This is a genomic window from Chromobacterium rhizoryzae (genome assembly GCF_020544465.1).
GTDB lineage: Bacteria > Pseudomonadota > Gammaproteobacteria > Burkholderiales > Chromobacteriaceae > Chromobacterium.
This window is the reverse complement of the sequence record NZ_CP066126.1, coordinates 4,092,655-4,113,140: the sequence shown is the minus strand read 5'-3', so window position 1 is coordinate 4,113,140 and position 20,486 is coordinate 4,092,655. Positions and strand designations below refer to the sequence as shown.

General features: G+C 62.3%; 19 protein-coding genes, 2 tRNA genes and 1 riboswitch. Of the genes, 17 read left to right on the top strand and 4 right to left on the bottom strand.

The window, feature by feature from the left end:
• Nucleotides 1–22: 22 nt before the first annotated feature.
• From nuoI to JC616_RS18620, 8 genes are all read left to right on the top strand, one after another.
• Nucleotides 23–502 carry an NADH-quinone oxidoreductase subunit NuoI gene (gene nuoI / locus JC616_RS18655; protein ID WP_196783887.1) on the top strand — a complete coding sequence of 160 codons (480 nt, stop codon included), beginning with the start codon at nucleotides 23–25 and terminating at the stop codon, nucleotides 500–502.
• 9 nt (nucleotides 503–511) lie between these two features.
• The gene (locus JC616_RS18650) at nucleotides 512–1,171 is read left to right on the top strand and encodes an NADH-quinone oxidoreductase subunit J (RefSeq protein ID WP_107800399.1); all 660 of its coding nucleotides are present in this window, start codon (nucleotides 512–514) and stop codon (nucleotides 1,169–1,171) included.
• Nucleotides 1,172–1,197: 26 nt separating this feature from the next.
• A complete protein-coding gene (gene nuoK, locus JC616_RS18645; RefSeq protein ID WP_019102195.1) occupies nucleotides 1,198–1,503 on the top strand; it encodes an NADH-quinone oxidoreductase subunit NuoK in 306 nt (101 codons plus the stop codon).
• A gap of 32 nt (nucleotides 1,504–1,535) precedes the next feature.
• Nucleotides 1,536–3,569, top strand: a complete 2,034-nt coding sequence (gene nuoL / locus JC616_RS18640; protein WP_107800398.1) for an NADH-quinone oxidoreductase subunit L — start codon at nucleotides 1,536–1,538, stop codon at nucleotides 3,567–3,569.
• Between the two features lie 40 nt (nucleotides 3,570–3,609).
• On the top strand, nucleotides 3,610–5,106 hold the full coding sequence (locus JC616_RS18635; protein WP_107800397.1) for an NADH-quinone oxidoreductase subunit M: 1,497 nt from the start codon (nucleotides 3,610–3,612) through the stop codon (nucleotides 5,104–5,106).
• 20 nt (nucleotides 5,107–5,126) lie between these two features.
• Nucleotides 5,127–6,581: an NADH-quinone oxidoreductase subunit NuoN gene (gene nuoN / locus JC616_RS18630; RefSeq protein WP_227104749.1), complete on the top strand. Its 1,455-nt coding sequence runs from the start codon at nucleotides 5,127–5,129 to the stop codon at nucleotides 6,579–6,581.
• Nucleotides 6,582–6,593: 12 nt separating this feature from the next.
• Complete coding sequence (locus JC616_RS18625) at nucleotides 6,594–6,887, top strand: DUF2818 family protein (RefSeq protein WP_107800396.1); 294 nt, start codon at nucleotides 6,594–6,596, stop codon at nucleotides 6,885–6,887.
• A gap of 115 nt (nucleotides 6,888–7,002) precedes the next feature.
• A complete protein-coding gene (locus tag JC616_RS18620; RefSeq protein ID WP_227104747.1) occupies nucleotides 7,003–7,302 on the top strand; it encodes a putative quinol monooxygenase in 300 nt (99 codons plus the stop codon).
• A 180-nt stretch (nucleotides 7,303–7,482) separates the two neighbouring features.
• Here JC616_RS18620 and JC616_RS18615 read toward each other — a convergent pair whose 3' ends face one another.
• Both JC616_RS18615 and JC616_RS18610 read right to left on the bottom strand, forming a co-directional pair.
• On the bottom strand, nucleotides 7,483–8,349 hold the full coding sequence (locus JC616_RS18615) for a lipid A biosynthesis lauroyl acyltransferase (RefSeq protein WP_227104745.1): 867 nt from the start codon (nucleotides 8,347–8,349) through the stop codon (nucleotides 7,483–7,485).
• A 170-nt stretch (nucleotides 8,350–8,519) separates the two neighbouring features.
• The gene (locus JC616_RS18610) at nucleotides 8,520–9,401 is read right to left on the bottom strand and encodes a lysophospholipid acyltransferase family protein (protein WP_107800393.1); all 882 of its coding nucleotides are present in this window, start codon (nucleotides 9,399–9,401) and stop codon (nucleotides 8,520–8,522) included.
• Between the two features lie 76 nt (nucleotides 9,402–9,477).
• On the opposite strand from JC616_RS18610, the gene metK reads away from it, so the two are divergent.
• Nucleotides 9,478–10,647 (top strand): methionine adenosyltransferase, encoded by a 1,170-nt coding sequence (gene metK, locus JC616_RS18605; protein WP_107800392.1) that lies wholly within the window; start codon nucleotides 9,478–9,480, stop codon nucleotides 10,645–10,647.
• Nucleotides 10,648–10,708: 61 nt separating this feature from the next.
• Here metK and JC616_RS18600 read toward each other — a convergent pair whose 3' ends face one another.
• Entirely contained in the window at nucleotides 10,709–12,346 is a 1,638-nt protein-coding gene (locus JC616_RS18600; protein WP_227104743.1) for a histidine kinase N-terminal 7TM domain-containing diguanylate cyclase, read from the bottom strand.
• Between the two features lie 79 nt (nucleotides 12,347–12,425).
• Nucleotides 12,426–12,499, top strand: a riboswitch (S-adenosyl-L-homocysteine riboswitch).
• A 62-nt stretch (nucleotides 12,500–12,561) separates the two neighbouring features.
• Between JC616_RS18600 and ahcY the strand changes: the two genes are divergently transcribed.
• Both ahcY and metF read left to right on the top strand, forming a co-directional pair.
• On the top strand, nucleotides 12,562–13,971 hold the full coding sequence (gene ahcY / locus JC616_RS18595) for an adenosylhomocysteinase (RefSeq protein ID WP_227104741.1): 1,410 nt from the start codon (nucleotides 12,562–12,564) through the stop codon (nucleotides 13,969–13,971).
• A gap of 129 nt (nucleotides 13,972–14,100) precedes the next feature.
• Nucleotides 14,101–14,937 (top strand): methylenetetrahydrofolate reductase [NAD(P)H], encoded by an 837-nt coding sequence (gene metF, locus JC616_RS18590; protein WP_107800389.1) that lies wholly within the window; start codon nucleotides 14,101–14,103, stop codon nucleotides 14,935–14,937.
• Between the two features lie 84 nt (nucleotides 14,938–15,021).
• Here the strand turns inward: metF and JC616_RS18585 are convergent, their stop codons facing one another.
• A complete protein-coding gene (locus JC616_RS18585; RefSeq protein ID WP_107800388.1) occupies nucleotides 15,022–15,507 on the bottom strand; it encodes an Lrp/AsnC family transcriptional regulator in 486 nt (161 codons plus the stop codon).
• 483 nt (nucleotides 15,508–15,990) lie between these two features.
• On the opposite strand from JC616_RS18585, the gene hppD reads away from it, so the two are divergent.
• From hppD to JC616_RS18555, 6 genes are all read left to right on the top strand, one after another.
• A complete protein-coding gene (gene hppD, locus JC616_RS18580) occupies nucleotides 15,991–17,064 on the top strand; it encodes a 4-hydroxyphenylpyruvate dioxygenase (RefSeq protein WP_107800387.1) in 1,074 nt (357 codons plus the stop codon).
• A 58-nt stretch (nucleotides 17,065–17,122) separates the two neighbouring features.
• Entirely contained in the window at nucleotides 17,123–18,253 is a 1,131-nt protein-coding gene (locus JC616_RS18575) for a homogentisate 1,2-dioxygenase (RefSeq protein ID WP_107800386.1), read from the top strand.
• Nucleotides 18,254–18,437: 184 nt separating this feature from the next.
• Nucleotides 18,438–19,421 carry a fumarylacetoacetate hydrolase family protein gene (locus JC616_RS18570; RefSeq protein ID WP_227104739.1) on the top strand — a complete coding sequence of 328 codons (984 nt, stop codon included), beginning with the start codon at nucleotides 18,438–18,440 and terminating at the stop codon, nucleotides 19,419–19,421.
• Nucleotides 19,414–20,058 (top strand): maleylacetoacetate isomerase, encoded by a 645-nt coding sequence (gene maiA, locus JC616_RS18565; RefSeq protein ID WP_227104737.1) that lies wholly within the window; start codon nucleotides 19,414–19,416, stop codon nucleotides 20,056–20,058. Before JC616_RS18570 ends, maiA begins: the two co-directional genes overlap by 8 nt.
• 152 nt (nucleotides 20,059–20,210) lie before the next feature.
• Nucleotides 20,211–20,286: transfer RNA gene (locus JC616_RS18560), tRNA-Phe, on the top strand.
• Between the two features lie 26 nt (nucleotides 20,287–20,312).
• Nucleotides 20,313–20,388: transfer RNA gene (locus JC616_RS18555), tRNA-Phe, on the top strand.
• Nucleotides 20,389–20,486 lie beyond the last annotated feature (98 nt).

The window sequence follows — 20,486 nt, the reverse complement described above, 5'->3', positions numbered from 1 at the left end:
GATAGGTGAAAAGATGAATTCGATCCGAAACTTTTTCAAGACCTTCCTGCTGGTGGAGCTGGTCAAGGGCCTGATGGTCACTGGCCGCTACTTCTTCGCCCGCAAGATCACGGTCCAGTTCCCTGAAGAGAAGACGCCGATTTCGCCGCGCTTCCGCGGTCTGCACGCGCAGCGCCGCTACGCTAACGGCGAAGAGCGCTGCATCGCCTGCAAACTGTGCGAGGCGGTGTGCCCGGCGATGGCGATCAGCATCGAGTCCGAGCAGCGCGACGACGGCACCCGCCGCACCACGCGCTACGACATCGATCTGACCAAGTGCATTTTCTGCGGCTTCTGCGAGGAAGCCTGTCCGGTGGACGCCATCGTGGAAACCCACATCTTCGAATACCACGGCGAAAAACGTGGCGACTTGTACTACACCAAGCCGATGTTGCTGGCGATCGGCGACAAGTACGAGGCCGAGATCGCCGCCAACAAGGCGGCCGACGCCAAGTATCGCTAAGGGGGGGTCATGAACTTCACACTGTTTGTCTTCTATGTTCTGTCCGCCATCCTGGTGTTCGCGGGCATCCGCGTGGTGACGGCCAAGAACCCGATTCACGCGGCCTTGTTCCTGGTGCTGGCCTTCTTCAACAGCGCCGGCCTGTGGCTGCTGATGGAAGCCGAGTTCCTGGCCATCACCCTGGTGGTGGTGTATGTGGGCGCGGTGATGGTGCTGTTCCTGTTCGTGGTGATGATGCTGGACATCAACATCGAGAAACTGCGCGAGGGCTTCTGGAGGAATCTTCCGGTCGCCGCCGCCGTCGGCATCATCATGGTGTTTGAAATGGCGATGATTCTGGCCAGCCCCAGCGCGCGGCTGGACGCCTACCAGGCGGCCGCGCCGCTGGCGGCGGACTTCAGCAACGTCAAAGTGCTGGGTCGCCAGCTGTACACCACCTATCTGCTGCCTTTCGAAGTGGCGGCGGTGGTGCTGCTGCTGGCCATGGTGGCCGCCATCGGTCTGACCATGCGCAGCCGCAAGGACACCAAAGCTATCGATCCGGCGCTGCAGGTCAAGGTCAAGCGCAACGACCGCGTGCGTCTGGTGAAGATGCAGGCCGAACAGCCTGCTGAAGAATCCACGGTGGAGGAGGCCTCCGAGGCCGAATCCGGTAAGCAACAGGCCTGACGGCCAATCAACATAAGGGAGGAAATGTGCTGACACTGACTCACTTCCTGGTGCTGGCCGCAATCCTGTTTGCCATCGGCGTGCTGGGCGTTTTCCTGAACCGGAAAAATCTGATCGTGCTGCTGATGGCCATCGAGCTGATGCTGCTCGCGGTGAACTTCAATTTCATCGCGTTCTCGCATTACCTGTCGGATACGGCGGGCCAGATCTTCGTATTCTTCATCCTGACGGTGGCCGCGGCCGAAGCCGCGATCGGTCTCGCCATCCTGGTGGTGCTGTTCCGCAATCTGCGCACCATCAACGTTGAAGACTTGGGCAGCCTCAAAGGCTAAGGCAAACCGGAACCTACACAAAGCACACAAGCATGGATATGAAGAGCTTATACCTGCTGATTGCACTCGCCCCGCTGGCGGGTTCCATCATTGCAGGCCTATTTGGATGGGCCATCGGCCGGCGCGCTTCGCACGTCGTGACGATAGCCGGCGTGGCGCTGTCCGCCGCGCTGTCGCTCAAGGTGCTTCACGCCTTCCTGACCGGGCAGGCTGAAGTGTTCAACGGTCCGGTTTACACCTGGCTGACGGTGGGAGGCTACGAATTCTCCGTAGGCTTCCTGGTGGATTCGCTGACCGCGATGATGCTGGTGGTGGTGACCAGCGTGTCGCTGATGGTGCACATTTACACCATCGGCTACATGCAGGAAGACCCGGGCTATCAGCGTTTCTTCAGCTATATCTCGCTGTTTACCTTCTCGATGCTGATGCTGGTGATGAGCAACAACTTCATCCAGCTGTTCTTCGGTTGGGAAGCGGTGGGCCTGGTGTCCTATCTGCTGATCGGCTTCTGGTTCAAGCGTCCGACCGCGATCTACGCCAACCTGAAGGCTTTCCTGGTCAACCGCGTCGGCGACTTCGGCTTTCTGCTGGGCATCGGCCTGGTGCTGGCCTACTTCGGCGGCTCGCTGAACTACAGCGATGTGTTCGCCGCCGCTCCGGCGCTGGCGAACAAGACCATCAGCCTGATTCCGGGCACCGAATGGTCGCTGCTGAGCGTGACCTGCATCCTGCTGTTCATCGGCGCGATGGGCAAATCGGCGCAGTTCCCGCTGCACGTCTGGCTGCCGGACTCGATGGAAGGCCCGACGCCGATTTCGGCGCTGATCCACGCGGCCACGATGGTGACCGCCGGCATCTTCATGGTGTCGCGTATGAGCCCGCTGTTCGAACTGTCCGACACCGCGCTGAACGTGATCATGGTCGCCGGTTCCATCACCGCGCTGTTCATGGGCTTCCTCGGCGTGGTCCAGAACGACATCAAGCGCGTGGTGGCTTACTCCACGCTGTCGCAGCTGGGCTATATGACCGTGGCGCTGGGCGCCTCGGCCTACTCGGTGGCGATGTTCCATGTGATGACCCACGCCTTCTTCAAGGCGCTGCTGTTCCTGGCGGCGGGCTCGGTGATCATCGGCATGCATCACGATCAGGACATGCGCAATATGGGCGGCCTGCGCAAGTACATGCCCATCACCTGGCTGACTTCGCTCTTGGGTTCGCTGGCCTTGATCGGCACGCCGTTCTTCTCCGGCTTCTACTCCAAGGACTCCATCATCGAGGCGGTGCACGCGTCCAATCTGTCCGCGGCCGGTTTCGCCTACTTCGCGGTGATCGCCGGCGTGTTCGTCACCGCCTTCTACTCCTTCCGCATGTACTTCCTGGTTTTCCACGGCAAGGAACGCTGGATGGAGAAGAAGGACGATCATCACGATCACGGCCATGACGATCACGACCATCACCATGGTCTGGGTCCGAACGACAAGCCGCACGAGTCCCCGTGGGTGGTGACCCTGCCGCTGGTGCTGCTGGCGATTCCGTCGGTGCTGGTCGGTTACTTCGCGATCGAGCCGCTGCTGTACGGCGACTTCTTCAAGGGTGTGATTGCCGTCAACCACGAACTGCATCCGGCGATGGAAGAGATCGCCCGCGAGTTCCACGGCGCCGCCGCCATGGGCGTGCATTCCTTGAGCACGCTGCCGCTGTGGCTGGCCTTGGCCGGCGTGGCCACCGCCTGGTTCTTCTACATGAAGGCGCCGCAGATTCCGGCCGCCATCAAGCAGAAGTTCAGCCTGGTGAACAAGATCCTGGAAAACAAGTATTACCTGGACGAGATCTATTTCGCCGTGTTCGCCAAGGGCTCGCGCGCTCTGGGCACCTTCTTCTGGAAGGTGGGCGACATGTTGCTGATCGACGGCCTGTTGGTGAACGGCACCGCCAAGCTGGTGGCGACTTTCTCCGGCTTCATCCGCCGCGCTCAGACCGGTTTCATCTACAGCTACGCCACCGCGATGATCATCGGGGTGCTGGCGCTGATGACGATGTGGTTCTGGCAACTGATCTGGCGTTGAGCCCGGGCTCCGGGATTGGAATAACAACTTGGGTTTGACTATGTTCACAAATCTATTGTCTCTGGTGATCTGGACCCCTATCGCGGCCGGGTTGCTGGTGCTGGCTACGGGGGGCGATCAGCGCGCGTCGCTGGCGCGCTGGCTGGCCGCGGCGGGAGCCCTGGCGGGCTTCCTGCTGTCGCTGCCGCTGTTCACCGAGTTCAACAACCTCAGCGGCGGCATGCAGTTCGTCGAGATGAAGCCGTGGATCGAATCCCTCGGCATCAACTATCACCTGGGCGTGGACGGCATCTCGATGCTGTTCGTGGTGCTCAACAGCTTCACCACCTTGCTGGTGGTGGTGGCCGGCTGGCAGGTGATCCAGAAGCGCGTGTCGCAGTACATGGCCGCCTTCCTGATCATGTCCGGCCTGATCAACGGCGCCTTCGCCGCGCTGGACGCCATCCTGTTCTATGTCTTCTTCGAAGGCATGCTGATTCCGATGTATCTGATCATCGGCGTCTGGGGCGGCCCGCGTCGCGTGTACGCGTCGATCAAGTTCTTCCTCTACACCTTGCTCGGCTCGCTGCTGATGCTGGTGGCCTTGATCTACCTGTACTTCCAGGCCGGCAAGTCCTTCGACATCCAGGCTTTCCACGACATCGCCAAGATCCCGCTGACGGTGCAGATTCTGCTGTTCGTCGCCTTCTTCCTGTCCTTCGCGGTGAAGGTGCCGATGTGGCCGGTGCACACCTGGCTGCCGGACGCCCACGTGGAAGCGCCGACCGGCGGCTCCATGGTGCTGGCCGCGATCACGCTGAAGATCGGCGCTTACGGCTTCCTGCGGTTCGTGCTGCCCATCCTGCCTGACGCCGCGCGCGAGCTGTCCGGCGTGATGGTGGCGCTGTCGCTGGTGGCAGTGGTCTACATCGGCCTGGTGGCGCTGGTGCAGTCCGACATGAAAAAGCTGGTGGCTTATTCCTCCATCTCGCACATGGGCTTCGTCACCCTGGGCCTGTTCCTGTTCACCGGTTCCGAACTGAACCAGTGGGCGGTTGAAGGCGCGTTGGTGCAGATGGTGTCCCACGGCTTCGTCTCCGCCGCGATGTTCTTCTGCATCGGCGTGATGTACGACCGCGTGCACAGCCGCAACATCGCCGACTACGGCGGCGTGGCCAACAAGATGCCCATCTTCGCCGCCTTCATGATGCTGTTCGCGATGGCCAACTCCGGCCTGCCGGCCACTTCCGGCTTCGTCGGCGAGTTCATGGTGATCATGGGCGCGGTGCAGGTGAACTTCTGGTACGCGGTATTGGCCGCCACCACGCTGATCTTCGGCGCCGCTTACACCTTGTGGATGTACAAGCGCGTGATCTTCGGCGAGGTGGGCAACAGCCATGTGGCCGAGCTGTCCGACGTCAACAAGCGCGAGTTCCTGGTGCTGGCCATCCTGGCCATCGCGGTGCTGGGCATGGGCCTGTATCCGCAAGCCTTCGTCGAGAAAATGCACCTGTCGGTCAATGACCTGATCCTGCATGTCTCGCAGAGCAAGCTGTAAGCGCGGAAGGAATGGAAACAATGAATTGGGCTGATCTCAACCTGATACCGGCAATTCCCGAGATGTTCCTCGCCGGCGCGATTCTGTTCGTGCTGATGGCGGACCTGTTCGTTTCGGACGAAAAGCGCGGCATCACCCTGGGCCTGACCCTGCTGAGCCTGTTGGGCGCGGCAGTGGCGCAGGTGATGACTTTCACCACGCAGCCGGTGGTCACTTTCTCCGGCATGTTCGTCGCCGATCCGATGGGCGGCGTGGTCAAGCTGGCCATGTACGCGGTCACCGCCATCGTGCTGATCTACAGCCGGCAGTACACCGCCGACCGTCAGCTGTTCAAGGGCGAGTACTTCTCGCTGGCCCTGTTCGCGCTCTTGGGCATGAACCTGATGGTGTCGGCCTCGCACTTCCTGACCTTGTACATGGGTCTGGAACTGCTGTCGCTGGCCTTGTACTCGCTGATCGCGCTGCAGCGCGATTCGGTGCAGGCCACCGAGGCGGCGATGAAGTACTTCGTGCTGGGCGCGTTGGCCTCCGGCCTGCTGCTCTACGGCATCTCCATGGTTTACGGCGCCACCGGCTCGCTGGAACTGGCGACGGTCGCCAAGTCCATCGCCGCGCACAAGGCCAACGACGTGTTGCTGGTCTTCGGCCTCGTCTTCATCGTGGCCGGCTTGTCCTTTAAGCTGGGCGCGGTGCCGTTCCATATGTGGGTGCCGGACGTTTACCACGGCGCGCCGACTTCGGTGACGCTGATGGTGGGCGCGGCGCCCAAGCTGGCGGCCTTCGTGTTCACGCTGCGCATCCTGGCCCAGGGCCTGGACGCGCTGGTGGCGGACTGGCAGCAGATGCTGGTGATCGTGGCCGCGCTGTCCATGGCCATCGGCAACATCACCGCCATCGTGCAGACCAATATCAAACGGATGCTGGCCTATTCGACGATCTCGCACATGGGCTTCCTGCTCCTGGGCGTGCTGGCCGGCACCAAGGTCGGCTACTCGGCGGCGCTGTTCTACGCGCTGAGCTATGTGCTGATGTCGCTGGTCAGCTTCGGCATGCTGCTGGCGCTGTCCCGCGCCGGTTTCGAATGCGAGAAGGTCGACGATCTGAAGGGCCTGAACAGCCGCAACAGCTGGTATGCGCTGCTGATGCTGCTGACCATGTTCTCCATGGCGGGCATCCCGCCGCTGGTGGGCTTCTACGCCAAGTTCGCGGTGATCAAGGCCATCGTTGACATCGGCATGATCAAGCTGGCCATCTTCGCGGTGCTGATGTCGGTGATCGGCGCGTTCTACTACCTGCGCGTGGTGAAGGCGATGTACTTCGACGACGCCGAAGACCGCAGCGACATCGTGGTGCGCGGCGACATGAAACTGGTGCTGTCGCTGAACGCGCTGGCCTTGCTTTTCATCGGCCTGCTGCCGGAACGCGCGATGGAGCTGTGCCTGCAAGTCGTGCGTCAATCGCTCACCGTGATTTAAGGCCTGTCCACCATGCAATCCAGCGTCATCGTTTTGCTGATCGTCGCCCTGGCGGCGGCGAACCTGCCGTTCCTGACCCAGAAAGTGGGCGGAGTGTGGAAAGTGGCCAACAAGCATTTTGGCTGGCGCTTTCTGGAATTGACGGCGCTGTATCTGCTGGTGGGTGGTTTCGCCTACCTGCTGGAAAGCCGGCTGATGCCGGTGCAGTCGCAGAACTGGCAGTTCTACGTGACCACTTTGTCCTTATTCCTGGTGTTCGCGTTTCCGGGCTACGTCTATCGCTATTTCTGGCGGCGACGGGCCTAGCCGGGCTGGGCGGGCGCAATACGCGGCGCGGACGGGATCTCCCGTCCGCGCTGTTTTTTTTGGGAAGGGCGCGGCGTAGCGAGGCCCGCGCGATGAGACGAAGGGAGAGGACGGGATGTTGAAAGTGATTGCTCAGGACTTCATTCAGCCGGACCGCGTGGCCGAGGTGATGCCGCTGTATCGCGAACTGGTGGAGAAGACGCGGCAAGAGCCGGATTGCATCGGCTATGAGCTGTTCATCGATCAGAAAGACCCCGGCCATTTCGTCTTCATCGAGACCTGGCCGGATAGGGAGGCGCTGGATCGGCATTGCCAAACCGAACATTTCCGGCGGCTGGTGCCGCAGATCGACAGCCGGCAGCGACAGGCGGGCACTTTTTTGCTGATGGACGCCTTCGCCGAGGCCGGCAGTTGATTGAAAAAGGCGCCGCGTTGCGGCGCCTTGCTTAGAACGTGTTTACGATCTCGCGAGTAAGAGCGAGACAAGGCGAAAACAGCTGAGAAAGCGGAATGTACAAGCGGTACATGAGCATTTCAAAGCGGGCACTCATCGCACAATGTCTCTACCGACGCGTAGCAGATCGTGAACAGGTTCTTAGTAAAAGCGGGCCTCGCCCTGCGGCCGGCTCTTGAAGCGCTTGTGCAGCCAGAAGTACTGGTCCGGGATTTCACGGACGCGCTGCTCCAGGAAGGCGTTCATGCGGCGGGTGTCGGCCTCCACGTCCTCGCTGGGGTAGTCGTCCCACGGCGGGTAGAACTCCAGCTCGAAGCGGTCGCCGACGCGGCGGGCGATGGCCGGCACCACCTTGGCGCGCGCCAGCTTGCTGATGCGGGACAGGCCGGTGATGGTGGCGGCCTTGACGCCGAAGAAGTCGACGAAGACCGAGTCGCGCACGCCGAAGTCCTGGTCCGGCAGATAGAGGAAGGGCGCGTGGTCCTTGCGCATCGCCTTGATGATGGGGCGCAGGCCTTCCTGGCGGGACACGATGTAGGCGTTGTCGTAACGCTGGCGGCCCTGATAGATCTGGCGGTCCAGCGCCTCGTTCTTCTGGTGGGAGTAGACGCTGACCAGCGGGATGTGCTGGTTCAGCGAATACACGCACATTTCAAAGCCGATGAAGTGAGGGTAGAACAGAATCACGTCTTCGCCGCGTTCGCGCAGTTCGGTGACGTAGTGCAGGTTCTTGATCTCGACCAGTTTGTCGATGCGCGCGGCCGAACTCCACCAGACCACGCCGTACTCCAGCACCATGCGTATCATGTGCTGGAAATTGCGGCGGATCAGCCGGCGGCGTTCCGCCACCGGCTTCTCGGGAAAGCATAGCCTCAGATTGATCATGCCGACGCGGCGGCGGTCGCGCGCCAGACAGTAGGCGACATTGCCCAGGCCGCGGGCCAGCAGGCCGATCGCCCACATCGGCAGCAGGCGGATGAGCCATAGCAGGGCAAAAGCGAATTTCATAGATTTCCTTGTTGGGATGCTCGACAAACCGACTGCGCGGCTCGATAGCTGCGTTGCTCCGTGAGCGCTCCCTCGCTGTACTGTTTGTACTATCTCGGTCGCTGTGCGCCAATGTCCAACGGGGGCGCCTTGCTCTCAAGCCGCTCGTGACGGTTTGTCTTGGATCCCTGTTATTGCGCGTCCGGCCGGCTGACGCCGGGCGGACATTTATAGCGGTTATAGCTCCACAGATATTGGCTGGGGAAGCGGCGGATCAGCGCTTCCACCTGGGCGTTGAGCTGGGCGGCGTCCTGTTCCTTGTCGCCGCTGAAGGCTTGCGCCGGCGGTTCGATGTGGACGCGGAAGCCCTGGCCGCCCGGCAGGCGCTCGCCGACGAAGAACAAGGTCTCCACGCCGCTGATCTGCGCCAGACGCGGCACCAGGGTCATGGTGTAGGCCGGGCGTTCGAAGAACGGCGCCCACACGCCCTCGCCGTTGCCGGGCACCTGGTCCGGCAGGATGATGGTGGCTTCGCCGGACTTCAGCGCCTTCATCAGCACGCGCACGCCGGCGCCGGTGGCCGGCGCGGTCTTGCCCTTGCCGCGGGCGCGGCCGGCCTGCATCACCGGTTCCAGCCAAGCCATCTTGGGCGGGCGGTACATCGCGGTCAGCGGAAACGGCAGCCGCGAGCTGATGTAGCGGCCGGCGATGTCGTAGCTGCCCAGATGCGGGGTGACGAAGACGATGCCGTGGCCCTTGGCCAGCGCCGCCTCGACGTGCTCCCAGCCGGAGCAGGATTGGACCATGGCGGCGATGTCGTCCGGCTCGCGGCACCAGGCGATGGCCAGTTCCAGCGCGCCCTTGCCGGTTTCCGCGGCGCTTTGTTTGACTAAACGCGGTAAAAGCTGATAATTTCCACAGATTTTACTAGAACTTAGGTTCTCCCGGAGCCGTGCTCTGTAGCGGGGGGACGCATGATAAGTCAGTCGTCCAAGAACGGCACCTAGGCCTTGTAGCCAGGATAAAGGCAGGTGCGCCAGGAAAGACAGCAATAAATGGACTAGCTTAGACATATGAAGCTCAGTCTTGGTCTTAAAGCGACCTATTTTATCATCACAAGGTTTTGCATTTTTCGGGAACGAATAATAAATGAGCGAATATCTGTTTACATCTGAGTCGGTGTCGGAAGGACACCCGGACAAAGTCGCCGATCAGATCTCCGACGCCATCCTCGACGCCATCTTGCGCGAGGACAAGCACGCGCGCGTCGCCGCCGAGACCTTGGTGAACACCGGCCTGGTGGTGTTGGCCGGCGAAATCACCACCAGCGCCAATATCGATTACATCAAGATCGCCCGCGAAACCATCAAGCGCATCGGTTACGACGATTCCGCGCTGGGCTTCGATTTCCGCGGTTGCGCGGTGATGGCTTGCTACGACAAGCAGTCGCAGGACATCGCCCAGGGCGTCAACGAAGGCGAGGGCCTGGATCTGAACCAGGGCGCCGGCGACCAGGGTCTGATGTTCGGCTACGCCTGCGACGAAACCCCGACGCTGATGCCGTTCCCGATCTACTACGCGCACCGTCTGGTGCAGCGTCAGGCCGAGTTGCGCAAGGACGGCCGCCTGCCGTGGCTGCGCCCGGACGCCAAGAGCCAGATCACTTGCGTCTACGACGGCGCCACCGGCCTGCCCAAGCGCATCGACACCGTGGTGCTGTCCACCCAGCATACCCCGGAGATCGATCACAAGACGCTGACCGAGGCGGTGATCGAGGACATCATCAAGCCGGTGCTGCCGCCGGATATGATCACGCCGGAAACCAAATTCCTGATCAACCCGACCGGCCGCTTCGTGATTGGCGGCCCGATGGGCGATTGCGGTCTGACCGGCCGCAAGATCATCGTCGACACCTACGGCGGCGCGGCGCCGCACGGCGGCGGCGCTTTCTCCGGCAAGGACCCGTCCAAAGTGGACCGTTCCGCCGCCTACGCCGGCCGCTACGTGGCGAAGAACATCGTCGCCGCCGGCCTGGCGCGCCAGTGCCAGATCCAGGTTTCCTACGCCATCGGCGTGGCCGAGCCGACCTCGATCGCGGTGGACACCTTCGGCACCAACTCGATTCCGAACGAGAAGATCGTCGAGCTGGTGAAAAAGCATTTCGATCTGCGCCCGAAAGGCATCATTCAGATGCTGGACCTGCTGCGCCCGATCTACAGCAAGACCGCCGCTTACGGCCACTTCGGCCGCGAAGAGCCGGAATTCAGCTGGGAGCGCACCGACAAGGTGGAAGCGCTGCGCGCCGACGCCGGTCTGTAAACCGCGTTCGGCTTCGCGCCAAGAAACGCCTGTCCACGGACAGGCGTTTTTTTGTGTCTTGCTAGAAGGCCGCGCTCAGGCGGCAGGCGTTCTTGCCGCCGGCCTTGACCGCGTACAAAGCCCGGTCTGCGGCCTGGTACAGGGCGGCCGGGCTGTCCGCGTGCACGGGGAAGGCGGCCAGACCGCAGGAGAAGGTGGCGCAGAAACTGTCGTCGCCGGCGCCGTGGGGCTGACGGGCGAAGGCTTGCCGCCAGCGCTCGGCGCGTTCCCAGGCCTGGGACGGCGAGCAGCCGGGCATCAGTACCAGAAACTCCTCCCCGCCCAGGCGGCAGAGGATGTCGCCGCCGCGGCTGTCTTCGGCCAGCAGCGCGGACAGGCGGCGCAAGACCTCGTCGCCGAAGTAATGACCGAAGCTGTCGTTGATGCGCTTGAAATCGTCCAGATCGATCAGCGCGATGCTGAGCGGCGCGCCCTCGCTGCGCGCGCGGCTCAGTTCGCGGGCGAAGGTGTCGTCCAGATAGCGGCGGTTGTACAAACCGGTCAGCGGATCGCGCAAGGCCTGCTCGCGCAGCGCCGCCTGCAGGGCTTCGATTTCGGCGATGCGCAGGGCCAAAGTCTGATTGGCGCCGCGCAGCGCCTCCTCGGCCCGGCGCCGCTCGGTGATGTCGCGGGCCACCAGCATGCGGCTGGAGTGAGGCTGAGGCTGCTGGGCGATCGGATACACGCGCAGGTCCAGGATGCGCGCGCCGTCTTGCAAGGACAGCTCCAGGGATTGCTCCCGGCCGCGCAGGATCTGCTCCCGCGGCCAGTCCGTCGGCAAGGGCTGGCCCAGCAATTGACGGCCGGGCCGGCCCAGCAGCCGCGCGGCGGCCGGATTGAGGTCCAGGATGCGCAGCTCGTCGTCCACCACCAGCACCCCGTCGCCCATGGCTTCGAAGGAGCGCGCGCGCGCCACCGGCACCAGATAGAGCAGGCGCAGGTAGAGCAGGTCCAGCGCGAACACCAGGCCGGTGACGGTAAAGGCGAGCGGCGTCGGATCCAGGCCCTGCAAGGGCATGGCGCCGCTCAGGTAAAGGATGTTGCCCAGCCAGGGCGCGCAGGCGCTGGCCATCAGCACGATGGATTGTCCGCGGAAGTGGGCCGGGTAGTAATGCAGCGCGCGGATCAGCATCAGCGAGCCGATCAGCATCATCAGGTAGGAATAGCCGGCGACGCCGATCCAGAACGCCGGGCCGTGCTCATAGATCAGCAGATTGTAGCCGGAAGGGCTGGGCCGGTAGCCGGTCCACACCAATTGGTGGCTTTCGTTGCTGAGCGCCAGCAGCAGGCAGAGCAAGGGCAGGGCGAACAGCGCCGCCAGCCAGCGCCGGCTCAGCTGGATGCGGTTATAGTCCAGCGCCAGCAGCAGGAAGAGCACCGGGGTGCTCAGCGTGCCCAGGTACTCCAGCTTGGACCAGGCGATCTTGGCGGACAGGCTGGCGGCGGACAGCTCGCACATCGCGCCGGCGGCCCAGAACGCCACCGAACTCATCAGCAGCGCCAGCCAGCGCACCCCGGGAAACTGGCGGCGATACCAGGCGATGGCGGCGATGGCGGTGGAAATCAGCGCGGCGATCCCGGACAGGGCGGCCAGCGGGGTGAAGTCGAAAGTCATGGGGCGAGGATGAATCGGCAAGCGGCTAGTGTATCTTCTTGGCATGCAGACTCCTACCTTTTCCGAGCGGCATAGGTATAATCGAAACGTCGCCGTCCGCGTGTCCACGCCGTCGGCGGCCGGTCGGCCCGAGGGGCGCTGCGAGGATGATCCATCCCCAGGCTCGGGCCGCTCCCGTTTCAACGGCGCTCACCTGATCAAAACCGTGCCGGGCACGGGAGCGGGTGAGCCGCATCCTGGCCGGCTGCGTGAACTAAGGAATGCTCGCGATGGCTGATTTCACCGATTTTCATGTTGCCGATATCAATCTGTCCGCCTGGGGCCGCAAGGAACTGGCGATTGCCGAAACTGAAATGCCGGGCCTGATGGCCTTGCGCGATGAGCACCGGCACAGCCAGCCGCTGCGCGGCGCGCGCATCGCCGGCAGTCTGCACATGACGATCCAGACCGGGGTCTTGATCGAGACCCTGGTGGCGCTGGGCGCGGAAGTGCGCTGGGCCTCTTGCAATATCTTCTCCACCCAGGACCACGCCGCCGCCGCCATCGCCGCGGCCGGCATCCCGGTATTCGCCTTCAAGAGCGAGAGCCTGGACGAGTACTGGGAGTTCAGTCACAAAATCTTCGAATGGCCGGAGCAGGAGCCCGCCAATATGATTCTGGACGACGGCGGCGACGCCACCTTGCTGCTGATGCTGGGCAGCAAGGCGGAAAGCGATCGCGGCGCGATCAGCCACCCGTCCAACGAGGAAGAGACCGCGCTGTTCGCCGCCATCGCCCGTTATCTGGAAAAAGATCCGCAGTGGTATTCCAAGCGGCTCAAGCACATCAAGGGCGTGACCGAGGAAACCACCACCGGCGTGCACCGGCTCTATCAGCTGGAGAAGGAGGGGCGTTTGCCGTTCCCGGCCTTCAACGTCAACGACTCGGTGACCAAGTCCAAGTTCGACAACCTCTACGGCTGCCGCGAATCGCTGGTGGACGGCATCAAGCGCGCCACCGACGTGATGGTGGCCGGCAAGGTGGCGGTGGTGCTGGGCTACGGCGACGTGGGCAAGGGCTGCGCGCAGAGCTTGCGCGGCCTGGGCGCCACGGTGTGGGTGACCGAAGTGGACCCGATCTGCGCATTGCAGGCGGCGATGGAAGGCTATCGCGTGGTGCGCATGGACGAAGTGGCCGACCAAGCCGACATCTTCGTCACCGCCACCGGCAATGTCGGCGTGATCACCCACGAACATATGAAGAAGATGCGCAACAACGCCATCGTCTGCAATATCGGCCATTTCGATAGCGAGATCGAAGTCGCCAGTCTGCGCCAGTACCAGTGGGACAATATCAAGCCGCAGGTGGACCACATCATTTTCCCTGACGGCAAGCGAGTGATCCTGTTGGCCGAGGGCCGGCTGGTCAACCTGGGTTGCGCCACCGGCCACCCCAGCTTCGTGATGTCCAACTCCTTCACCAACCAGGTGCTGGCTCAGGTGGAAATCTTCGCCAACGGCCTGCAATACGGCAAACAGGTGTATGTCTTGCCCAAGCATCTGGACGAGAAGGTGGCGCGCCTGCACCTGGGCCGCATCGGCGCCAGACTGACCGAGCTGTCCGACGAACAGGCCGCCTACATCAGCGTGCCCAAGCAAGGTCCATATAAGCCGGATCACTATCGTTATTGATTTTTATAACGATAGAAAAACGGACAGGGCTATTAGAATGGTGCTGTCCGTTTTTTCTTGTCCGCTGTTGCGGATCGCGGCCAACCTATAAAAACAAAGGAGTCTCCCGCAGGGAGATGCAGAGAGATCATGACAGCACAGAGCCGAACCTTCAGTTTCGAATTCTTTCCGCCCAAGACGCCGGAAGGCATCGCCAAGCTGCGCACCACGCGCCAGCAGCTGGCCCAGTTCAAGCCGCAGTTCTTTTCCGTCACCTTCGGCGCCGGCGGCACCACCCGCGACGGCACGCTGGCGACGGTGCTGGAAATCCGCAGCGAAGGCCACGCCGCCGCGCCGCACCTGTCCTGCATCGGCTCCACTCGCGAGAATATCGGCGCCATCCTCAAGGAATACCGCAACAACGGCATCCGCCACATCGTCGCGCTGCGCGGCGACATCCCGTCCGGCATGGTGGCGGCCGGCGAATTCCGCTACGCCAACGAGTTGGTCGAATTCATTCGCGCCGAGCACGGCGACCATTTCCACATCGAGGTGGCCGCCTATCCGGAGTTCCATCCGCAGGCGCGCTCGGCCGAGGACGACATCGGCAACTTCGTGCGCAAGGTCCACGCCGGAGCCAATTCGGCGATGACCCAGTACTTTTTCAACGCCGACGCCTATTTCCGCTTCGTCGACGAGGTTCAGGGCCGGGGAGTGAATATTCCCATCGTGCCGGGCATCATGCCGATCTCCAATTTCGGGCAACTGTGTCGTTTTTCCGACATGTGCGGCGCGGAAGTGCCGCGTTGGCTGCGCCAGCGCATGCAAGCCTATTACGACGACAGCGCGTCCATCCGCGCGCTGGGCCTGGACGTGGTGACCGAGTTGTGCGATCGCTTATTGCAGCACGGCGCGCCGGGTCTGCACTTCTACACGCTGAATCAGGCCGGCTTGGTGTCCACCATTTGGCAGCGGCTAGGTTTGTGAATCGGGACGCGTTCCCATGCAAAACGGCCCGGTATTCCGGGCCGTTCTTTTTCAAATCTGTATGCGGCTCGGGGCCGCGCCGCCTTAAAGACCACGCAGCTGGCCGAGCGGCAGCGAGGTGGTCCGCTTGATCTCCTTGAGCACGAAGCTGGACTTCACATCCGCGACACCGGGGTGTTGCAATAGCTCGTCCATCACGAAGCGCGAAAAGTGCTCCATGTCCTCGAAGTACACCTGCAGCAGATAATCCATCTCGCCGGTCATCGCAAAGCAATTGATGACCTCCTGCCAGCTTTGCACCGATTCGATGAAGCTTTGCAGATGCGCGTTGCCGCGTTTCTCCAGCGTGACCCTGACCCAGGCTTGCAGGCCCAGGCCGATGCGGGCCGGGTCCAGCAGCGCCACGTATTGGCGGATCACGCCGGATTCCTCCAGCTGCTTTAGGCGACGCAGGCAAGGGGATGGAGACAGGGCCACCCGTTCTGCTAATTCCACATTGGTTAAGCGGCCGTCGTGTTGCAGTTCGGCCAGAATACGCAAGTCTGTCTTATCTAATGTAAGACTTGGCATGTTTTCTCCTAAAAGAGGCAAAATATTAGTGTTTTATACTTAGTTATTACTGGTTTCTTGGTATTTAGCAAGAAAATTGCCCCGTAGTTTCCATAGAATAAAAAGCCTAAAAACGCATTCTACACACGGCGCTAAAAAAGCACCGGGGTTTGTCGAGTGAATAAGACGGCGGAGATAAGATTCACATTCTGAGGAGAAGCTTGTCGTTCGTCGCGGCAAGTCAAACCAGCGCGCGGCAAGCGCCTTTCTCCTCATTCAGTCTTTTCCCTTCCGACTTTTCCACGCGAAGCCAAATGCGTTGCACAGGGCTTTTTACAACATGTCATGACAAGACTATCACAAGACATGTCATCAAAAGCTACTGTTACTTGTTTATAAACAAGCTTGTTGCGCGGAATACCAGATCAAGTCGCCGGTTCAGAGCGGCGCCACGCTCCGCTCGCCGCCCAGCGGCCGCACACTCATCTACAACAGGAGAAACAGATGAAAATGGAAACCATACTGCAAAACCCCCTGGCCACCGACGGCTTTGAATTTGTCGAATACACCGCGCCCAGCGCCGAAGGCCTGGCCAAACTGAAGGCCTTGTTTCTGTCGCTGGGTTTCAGCGAAGTGGCGCGCCACCGCAGCAAGAACGTCAGCCTGTTCCGCCAGGGCGACATCAATTTCATCTTGAACGGCGAGTCGTCGCAGCCGGCCAACGATTTCGGCCACGAGCACGGCCCGTCGGCTTGTGCGATGGCGTGGCGCGTCAAGGACGCGGCCAAGGCCTATGAATACGCGCTGGCCCACGGCGCCAAGAAGTACGAGCGCCCGATCGGCTTCATGGAGCTGAATATTCCGGCGGTGGAGGGGATTGGCGGCTCGGCACTGTATTTCGTCGATCGCTACGGTCCGGAACACAGCATCTACGACGTGGACTTCCAGCCGTTGGACGGCGTAGACCAGCATCCGCAAGGCGTGGGCCTGTATGAGATCGATCACCTGACCCACAATGTGTTCCGCGGCAATATGGCGAAGTGGGCGGGTTTCTACACCGATATCGCCAACTTCCGCGAAATTCGTTACTTCGACATCGAGGGCAAGCTCACCGGCCTGGTGTCCCAGGCGATGACCAGCCCCTGCGGCAAAATCCGCATCCCGATCAACGAATCCTCCGACGACAAGAGCCAGATCGAGGAATTCCTGCGCGAATACCACGGCGAGGGCATTCAGCACATCGCGCTGACCACCCGCGACATCTACCGCACCGTGGAAACGCTGAAAGCCGCCGGCACCCGCTTCCTCGACACCCCGGACACCTATTATGAAAAAGTGGACGAGCGGGTGCCGGGCCATGGCGAAGACCTGGCGCGCCTGCACAAAAACCACATCCTGGTGGACGGCGCGCCGGTGGACGGCGCCGGCATTCTGCTGCAGATCTTCACCGAGACCGTGATCGGGCCGATCTTCTTCGAGATCATCCAGCGCAAGGGCAACGAGGGCTTTGGCGAGGGCAACTTCCGCGCCCTGTTCGAGTCGATCGAAGAGGACCAGATCCGCCGCGGCGTCATCTAAAGCCCGCAGTTCATCGATGCCATCCCGCCGCCCAGGCGGCGGGATTGAAGGACACACCATGCGTAAATGGATTCAGTACCCCCACCGCGAAGGCACCGTCTCGCGCCAGGCCCACGCCGATTTCCCGGACACGGCCATCTATGAGCGCGAAGTGGGCCGCAGCGGTTTTTTCGGTCCCGCCACTCATTTGCACCACAAGCATCCGCCCACCGGCTGGAGCGCCTGGGAAGGCCCGTTGCGCCCGCGCGCCTTTGATCTGAACGAACTGCCCAAGAGCGTTGCCGCGCCCTGGGCCGCGCCGCTGGTGCTGCACAACGCGCAATGCAAGCTGCGCATCTGGAGCGTGGAGCAGGCGATGACCCAGCTGTTCCGCAACGGCGACGGCGACGACATGCTGTTCATCCACGCCGGCAGCGGCGAGCTGTTCTGCGATTATGGCCACCTGAGCTACCGCGACGGCGACTACATCCTGATGCCGCGCTCCACCAGCTGGCGCATCGAACCGGCCGCGCCCACCACCATGCTGTTGATCGAAGCCAGCAACGGAGCCTACCAATTGCCGGACAAGGGCCTGGTGGGACCGCACGCCATCTTCGACGAGGCGATGCTGGACGTGCCGTCCATCGACGACGCCTTCCGCGCGCAGCAGACCGAGGACGAGTGGCAAGTGGTGATCAAGCGCCGCGGCGCGCTGTCCACCGTGACTTACCCGTTCAATCCGCTGGACGCGATAGGCTGGCACGGCAACCACTCCGTCGCCCGCATCAACTGGCGCGACATCCGGCCGCTGATGAGCCATCGCTACCATCTGCCGCCATCGGCGCACACTACCTTCGTCGCCGACGGCTTTGTGATCTGCACCTTCGTGCCGCGGCCGATCGAATCCGATCCCGGCGCTTTGAAGGTCCCGTTCTATCACAACAACGACGATTACGACGAAGTGATCTTCTATCACGCCGGCGACTTCTTCAGCCGCGACAACATCAAGCCGGGCATGCTGACCTTCCACCCGGCGGGCTTCACTCACGGGCCGCATCCCAAGGCCTTCGCCAAGGCGATGACGGAGCCCAAGACCTTCACCGACGAAGTGGCGGTGATGATAGACACGCGGGACGCCTTGGAACAGGGGCCGCAGATGCCGGCGGTGGAGTGGACCCAGTATGTGGACAGCTGGAAACCCAAGCCCTGATTGTTTGAGTTCATTTCTACTGCGCAGGCTGATCTCGAAACTGTGATGCTCGCGGTACCATTTGTACCGCTGCGCTTCTCGTTTCGACCTCAGCCCGCTCGCGACGAAATGCTCCTCAAACGAAGCTTTCATGTCATACCGTATCACTGGAATTTCAGCTGCCCAGCTGCAGAAAGAATAGAAGATGAAACTCGCCACATATCAGAATCAAACCCGCGACGGCCAGTTGTTGGTCGTCAGCCGCGACCTGTCCCGCGCGGTGGCGGTGCCGCAGATCGCCGCCAGTCTGCAACAGGCGCTGGACGGCTGGGACGCGCTGGCGCCGCGGCTGCAGGAAGTCTACGCCGCGCTGAACGCGGGCGAGGTGCCGGGCGCTTTCCCGTTCGAGCCGCAGCGCTGCCACAGCCCGCTGCCGCGCGCCTATCAATGGGCGGACGGCAGCGCCTATCTGAACCATGTCGAGCTGGTGCGCAAGGCGCGCGGCGCCGAGGTGCCGGCCAGCTTTTACCACGACCCGCTGATGTACCAGGGCGGCTCCGACGCCTTCCTGCCGCCGCTGGCGCCCATCCCGCTGCGCGACGAGGCCTGGGGCCTGGACTTCGAGGGCGAGGTGGCGGTGATCACCGGCGACGTGCCGCTGGGCGCGGACGCCGACGCCTGCGCGGGCCAGATCCGCCTGCTGATGCTGGTCAACGACGTCAGCCTGCGCAATCTGATCCCCAACGAGCTGGCCAAGGGCTTCGGCTTCTTCCAGAGCAAGCCGGCCACGGCTTTCTCGCCGGTGGCGGTGAGCCCGGACGAACTGGGCGCCGCCTGGCGCGACGGCAAGGCGCATCTGCCGCTGCTGGTGGAATACAACGGCGCGCCTTACGGCCATCCCAACGCCGGCGTGGAAATGCAGTTCAGCTTCCCGCAACTGGTGGCGCACGTGGCCAAGACCCGCGAGCTGGCCGCCGGCTCCATCATCGGCTCCGGCACCGTGTCCAATCACGACCGCAGCGTCGGCTCCTGCTGCCTGGCGGAACAACGGATGATAGAAACCATCGAGAACGGTGCGCCGACGACTCCGTTCATGAAGGTGGGCGACCGCGTGCGCATCGAGATGAAGGACGCCGCCGGCGCCAGCGTCTTCGGCGCCATCGAGCAGACGGTGGTGAAACATGGTTGAGCGCGTGCTCTACGGCTATTTCCGTTCCAGCGCCGCTTACCGGGTGCGCATCGCGCTGAATCTCAAGGGGCTGGATTACCGCTATCAAGCGGTCAATCTGCTCAAGGGCGAGCAGCGCAGCCCCGAGTATCTGGCTATCAACCCGCAGGGCTTGGTGCCGCTGCTGGACGATGGCGGGGTCAAGATCGCGCAGTCCCTAGCCATTTGCGAATACCTGGACGAGGCCTATCCGGATGCGCCGCGGCTGTTGCCGTCCGCTCCGGCGGCTCGGGCGCGGGTCCGCGCGCTGGCCCTGGCCATCGCCGCCGATATCCATCCCTTGCAGAACACTCGAGTCGGCAAGTATCTGCAGACCGAGTACGGCAAGGACGAAGAGGGCAAGGCGGCGTGGATACGGCACTGGATTCGCACCGGCTTCGACGCGCTGGAGCAAGCGCTGGCGGAATCGCCCAGCCGTTACGCGGCGGGCGAGCAGCCGACGCTGGCCGATGTCTGCCTATTGCCGCAGGTGTTCAGCGCCCGGCGTTTCGGCTTGGACCTGAGCGCGTATCCGCACATCGTCCGCGTTGCGGACGCGCTGGAGCAACTGCCGGCTTTCGCCGACGCGCATCCATCCCGTCAGCCGGACGCGATCTAAGTCTTTGATCCGGCGGGCCGGTCGTTTCAGACGGCCCTCCCGCCTGCTTTTTCCGCGCCGCCGCTATTCGTTTTTTTGCAATTATTCCTTGACTCTGAATTCGTCCTCTGATTAAATGCGTGGCTCTGACGGCGCGACAGCGCAGCAGTGATGGCCAGTTAGCTCAGTTGGTAGAGCAGCGGATTGAAAATCCGCGTGTCCGTGGTTCGATTCCGCGACTGGCCACCATCACCGCCTTAGCTTCAGCACCCGTCGGCCAGTTAGCTCAGTTGGTAGAGCAGCGGATTGAAAATCCGCGTGTCCGTGGTTCGATTCCGCGACTGGCCACCAGATACCTGAAAAGCCGAACTCGTTGAGTTCGGCTTTTTGCATTGCGGCGCCGGACGCCTGTCCTGTCGCCGGTTTTGGGGGGCGTGCCATAATGAGGC

Excerpts from the sequence above, each read along its gene's own strand:
- JC616_RS18650 (WP_107800399.1), top strand. The coding sequence starts at position 512 with ATGAACTTCACACTGTTTGTCTTCTATGTTCTGTCCGCCATCCTGGTG.
- nuoL (WP_107800398.1), top strand. The coding sequence starts at position 1,536 with ATGGATATGAAGAGCTTATACCTGCTGATTGCACTCGCCCCGCTGGCG.
- JC616_RS18635 (WP_107800397.1), top strand. The coding sequence starts at position 3,610 with ATGTTCACAAATCTATTGTCTCTGGTGATCTGGACCCCTATCGCGGCC.
- nuoN (WP_227104749.1), top strand. The coding sequence starts at position 5,127 with ATGAATTGGGCTGATCTCAACCTGATACCGGCAATTCCCGAGATGTTC.
- JC616_RS18625 (WP_107800396.1), top strand. The coding sequence starts at position 6,594 with ATGCAATCCAGCGTCATCGTTTTGCTGATCGTCGCCCTGGCGGCGGCG.
- JC616_RS18620 (WP_227104747.1), top strand. The coding sequence starts at position 7,003 with ATGTTGAAAGTGATTGCTCAGGACTTCATTCAGCCGGACCGCGTGGCC.
- JC616_RS18615 (WP_227104745.1), bottom strand. The coding sequence starts at position 8,349 with ATGAAATTCGCTTTTGCCCTGCTATGGCTCATCCGCCTGCTGCCGATG.
- JC616_RS18610 (WP_107800393.1), bottom strand. The coding sequence starts at position 9,401 with ATGTCTAAGCTAGTCCATTTATTGCTGTCTTTCCTGGCGCACCTGCCT.
- metK (WP_107800392.1), top strand. The coding sequence starts at position 9,478 with ATGAGCGAATATCTGTTTACATCTGAGTCGGTGTCGGAAGGACACCCG.
- JC616_RS18600 (WP_227104743.1), bottom strand. The coding sequence starts at position 12,346 with ATGCCAAGAAGATACACTAGCCGCTTGCCGATTCATCCTCGCCCCATG.
- ahcY (WP_227104741.1), top strand. The coding sequence starts at position 12,562 with ATGCTCGCGATGGCTGATTTCACCGATTTTCATGTTGCCGATATCAAT.
- metF (WP_107800389.1), top strand. The coding sequence starts at position 14,101 with ATGACAGCACAGAGCCGAACCTTCAGTTTCGAATTCTTTCCGCCCAAG.
- JC616_RS18585 (WP_107800388.1), bottom strand. The coding sequence starts at position 15,507 with ATGCCAAGTCTTACATTAGATAAGACAGACTTGCGTATTCTGGCCGAA.
- hppD (WP_107800387.1), top strand. The coding sequence starts at position 15,991 with ATGAAAATGGAAACCATACTGCAAAACCCCCTGGCCACCGACGGCTTT.
- JC616_RS18575 (WP_107800386.1), top strand. The coding sequence starts at position 17,123 with ATGCGTAAATGGATTCAGTACCCCCACCGCGAAGGCACCGTCTCGCGC.
- JC616_RS18570 (WP_227104739.1), top strand. The coding sequence starts at position 18,438 with ATGAAACTCGCCACATATCAGAATCAAACCCGCGACGGCCAGTTGTTG.
- maiA (WP_227104737.1), top strand. The coding sequence starts at position 19,414 with ATGGTTGAGCGCGTGCTCTACGGCTATTTCCGTTCCAGCGCCGCTTAC.